A 3,218-nucleotide genomic window follows, 5' to 3' on the forward strand; every position below is an offset into this window, starting at 1 on the left:
AATTTGCACAATACTTAGGAATAGATCGTTCTACACTACATAAGATTATTAAAGGTCAAAGACCTGCAACAAGTGAAGCATTAGTCAATAAAATGGCACAATATCTATGTTTAAGTCAGGAAGAAACAAAACAAATACTAGAAGCTTATGAAATTGATACAATAGGTGCTTTTGTATTCTATCGTCGTAAACATATCCAGGATTTCTTTAAGGAAGCAGATCATGTATTAGATCATCATTATCAAATAACAGAACAGGTACAAGATGATCAGACTCTTGTAGATGATGTCTATACAGGAAGAATTAATGTAGAACATATACTCTATACTTTATATTCTTATGAACTAAGAGAAGAAAAACCTCATGTAAGAATCATGGAACAGCCTTATGAGATGTCTATTATATTTGATTCTTTTAATCATATTTCAGCAGAGATGCCTATGACTCATTTATTCTATCTAGATAACTCTCAGAAACAGACAAAGAATAATGAATTCTATAACTTAAAGTGTTTAACTAATTTATTACCTGTCATCTTACGTAATAAGAATTATCATCCTTATTACTACTACAGCAATGTTTCTATCATGAATGAACATGATGTATTCTATCCTAATGTAATGATTACAACGCGTTATTTATTTACTTATACAAATGATCATAGTCAGGGAATACTTTATAAACTTCCACAGATTGTGAATGCCTATAAAGAAAAATTTGATGCTTATTTAAAAGAAGCAGAGTGTTTTATGACACGTAATTCATGGACAAACTATCTTACAGACACAGAGACATTCTTTGATACTCATGTTATTACGCAGGAAATAATGACAACACCATGTCCTACTTATGTATTTGAAGAGAACGATTTATCCATTATGCGCAAGGCATTAAAAGACTTCTTTCCTAATAAAGAGGAGTTTATTAAAGACTTCCAAAAATTTGGATATTATTGGAATGAGGTATTCTATCCTCAACATTCTGATATATTCCATATTATCTATACACTGCAGGGATTACGCTATACAGCCAAGACTGGTTATCTCCATGATATACCACCAGAACTCTTTAACCCTCTTTCTTTAGAAGATAGACTCACATTACTTAGAAAGTGGAAAGAATTCTGTAAGAAGCATCCTTATGTCATGATGGCAGATATGCCTTATCTTTCTGAAACATCTACAACATACTTCCAGTTAACTAATCAATCATTCCATATAATTGCATCCGATTCAACTGGCACCCTCGCAAATATCTCTATTAAAGAAATCACCCTTGTAGAAGCATTTAAAGACTTTATTGACAATGTAGTGAAGAAGAATGCTTATAGTAAAGAAGATGAAATCAAACTGATTGATGAATGTATAAAAATGATTGAAATGGAGATGTAGTACTATGTATGTTTCTCAATTATTATCCGAATATATCAAGACTAAAAAAATCAATATCAAAAAGTGTGCAGAATACTTCCAGATAGACCGTTCTACTTTTTATAAGATTATTAGAGGAGAACGTAAAATACCAAATCGTGATTTTATCCAACAGATCAGTCAATATCTCTATCTTACTAATGATGAAAAGAAAGAATTATTAAATGCCTATGAAATAGACAGAATAGGAGAGTTTCGTTATTATTGTCGTCAGCATGTAAGTTTCTTCTTAAAAGAAGCCACATTACTTGATAATCGTTCCTTTACAACACCTGATACTTTAGATTCTATCTTAAAGACAGGACACTATACTAATAAATATGATGTAGAACATCTCTTATATGAACTATCTCTCTTAGAATGCAAAGAAAAAGACCCTCATATAAGGATCCTTGGTCAGCCTACTCATGCACTCTATTTATTAAGAATAGTCTCTTCTCATATACCTATTACTCATTTATTCTGTTTAAATAACACAAACGAACTAACGAAAGATAACCAGTTCTATAACTTAAGTGTTCTTACAAACATCATGCCTTTAATCTTTAATAATGATCACTATAGTCCATATTATTACTATAATGAGATTAATGCGATCAATAACCATCTTTGTTTCTTTCCTAATATGATTCTGACTACTAAATATCTTCTTATTTATACAGCAGATCACTCAAGTGGTATTCTTTATGAAAAAGGAGAAACATATGATGCGTATGAAATACTATTTAATCAATATTTAAAGGAAACAAAGTGTTTAATCACTAATAAGGATGAAAAAAGTGATGTGATAGAAGATTTCAATTGTATTCTCTATGCACCTCCTATTGATGCAGTCTATCAAGAGGACGATCCATTTCCAGTTTTTTTTAGAAGAGAATGTTTTTGTGGAATCGTTCAAGAAACATTCAATGTATATAAAACAGTTTGTGAAGCGTAACAAAGATCATCTATCAGGACTCTATACCTTGCAGGGATTAAGACATTTTGTGGATACTGGTTATACAATTGATTTCCCACAGCCATTCTATCAACCACTAACGATTAATGATAGAATCAAAATCTTACGTAGACTAAAGAACTTTATAAATACCTACTCTATAAACCTTGTAGATGTCCCTGAATATGATAATATGTCTTTCTCAGTTATAATCATGAACATTAATACACTCTATTTCCAGATTGTATCAGCCAGTGGCACTATCAAAACAATACAGCTTCATGAAGCAAGTCTTGTAATGGCTTTTAATGACTATTATCAATATATACTAGAAGAAAGATTGTTAAGTAAAGAAGACGCATTTAAAATCATTGATAGCTATATTACACAATTAGAGATGTTAAAAGAGTGAACCAAAATGTAAACTGGTTCAAAAGTCAAGGACAGAATGTTGACAGTCCCTGCTAAATGAGTATCACCGTAAGGTGATGCTCATTTTTTTCGCGCCCGCTATCCAGTCCTTTCCACGACGAAAAGAAGTCCTGATTTTATGGACTTTTCCCGATATACTATTTATGATTTGTCTAATTAGTATAATGCATCAAGATCCTTATAATAATCCAGTTCCGTATAGTTCTTCCAGTTCAATGGATCTTTAAGAAGTTTTTTAACTTCAGCTGTTGCTTCATAATAATAGAAATTTAAGGCCTTCTTAATCTTTTCAATGACTTCAGAAATCTTCTTCAACTGATTCTCTACAAGTGCCTGCTGTTTTTCCCATTTCTTGTTTTCGTCTTTCATCTTCTTCATATCACGCATGATGATTTCGCCCGCATTCCTTAATAATCTGG

Annotated in this window: 4 protein-coding genes; 3 read left to right on the top strand and 1 reads right to left on the bottom strand. The window is 31.4% G+C overall.

Going from position 1 to position 3,218, the window contains the following annotated elements:
- The 3 genes from ACT8VG_RS09150 to ACT8VG_RS09160 all read left to right on the top strand — a co-directional run.
- The coding region (locus tag ACT8VG_RS09150) for a hypothetical protein (RefSeq protein WP_444195685.1) at positions 1 to 1,391 on the top strand (1,391 nt) is incomplete at its 5' end.
- A 4-nt stretch (positions 1,392 to 1,395) separates the two neighbouring features.
- Complete coding sequence (locus tag ACT8VG_RS09155; protein WP_444195686.1) at positions 1,396 to 2,367, top strand: hypothetical protein; 972 nt, start codon at positions 1,396 to 1,398, stop codon at positions 2,365 to 2,367.
- Positions 2,357 to 2,779 carry a hypothetical protein gene (locus ACT8VG_RS09160; RefSeq protein ID WP_444195687.1) on the top strand — a complete coding sequence of 141 codons (423 nt, stop codon included), beginning with the start codon at positions 2,357 to 2,359 and terminating at the stop codon, positions 2,777 to 2,779. The genes ACT8VG_RS09155 and ACT8VG_RS09160 overlap by 11 nt, the downstream gene beginning before the upstream one ends.
- Positions 2,780 to 2,955: 176 nt before the next feature.
- Here the strand turns inward: ACT8VG_RS09160 and ACT8VG_RS09165 are convergent.
- Positions 2,956 to 3,218, bottom strand: a 263-nt coding sequence (locus ACT8VG_RS09165; RefSeq protein ID WP_444195688.1) for a hypothetical protein, incomplete at its 5' end; no start/stop codon positions are given.

Source organism: Catenibacterium sp., assembly GCF_052354645.1.
Taxonomy (GTDB): domain Bacteria; phylum Bacillota_I; class Bacilli_A; order Erysipelotrichales; family Coprobacillaceae; genus Catenibacterium; species Catenibacterium mitsuoka_A.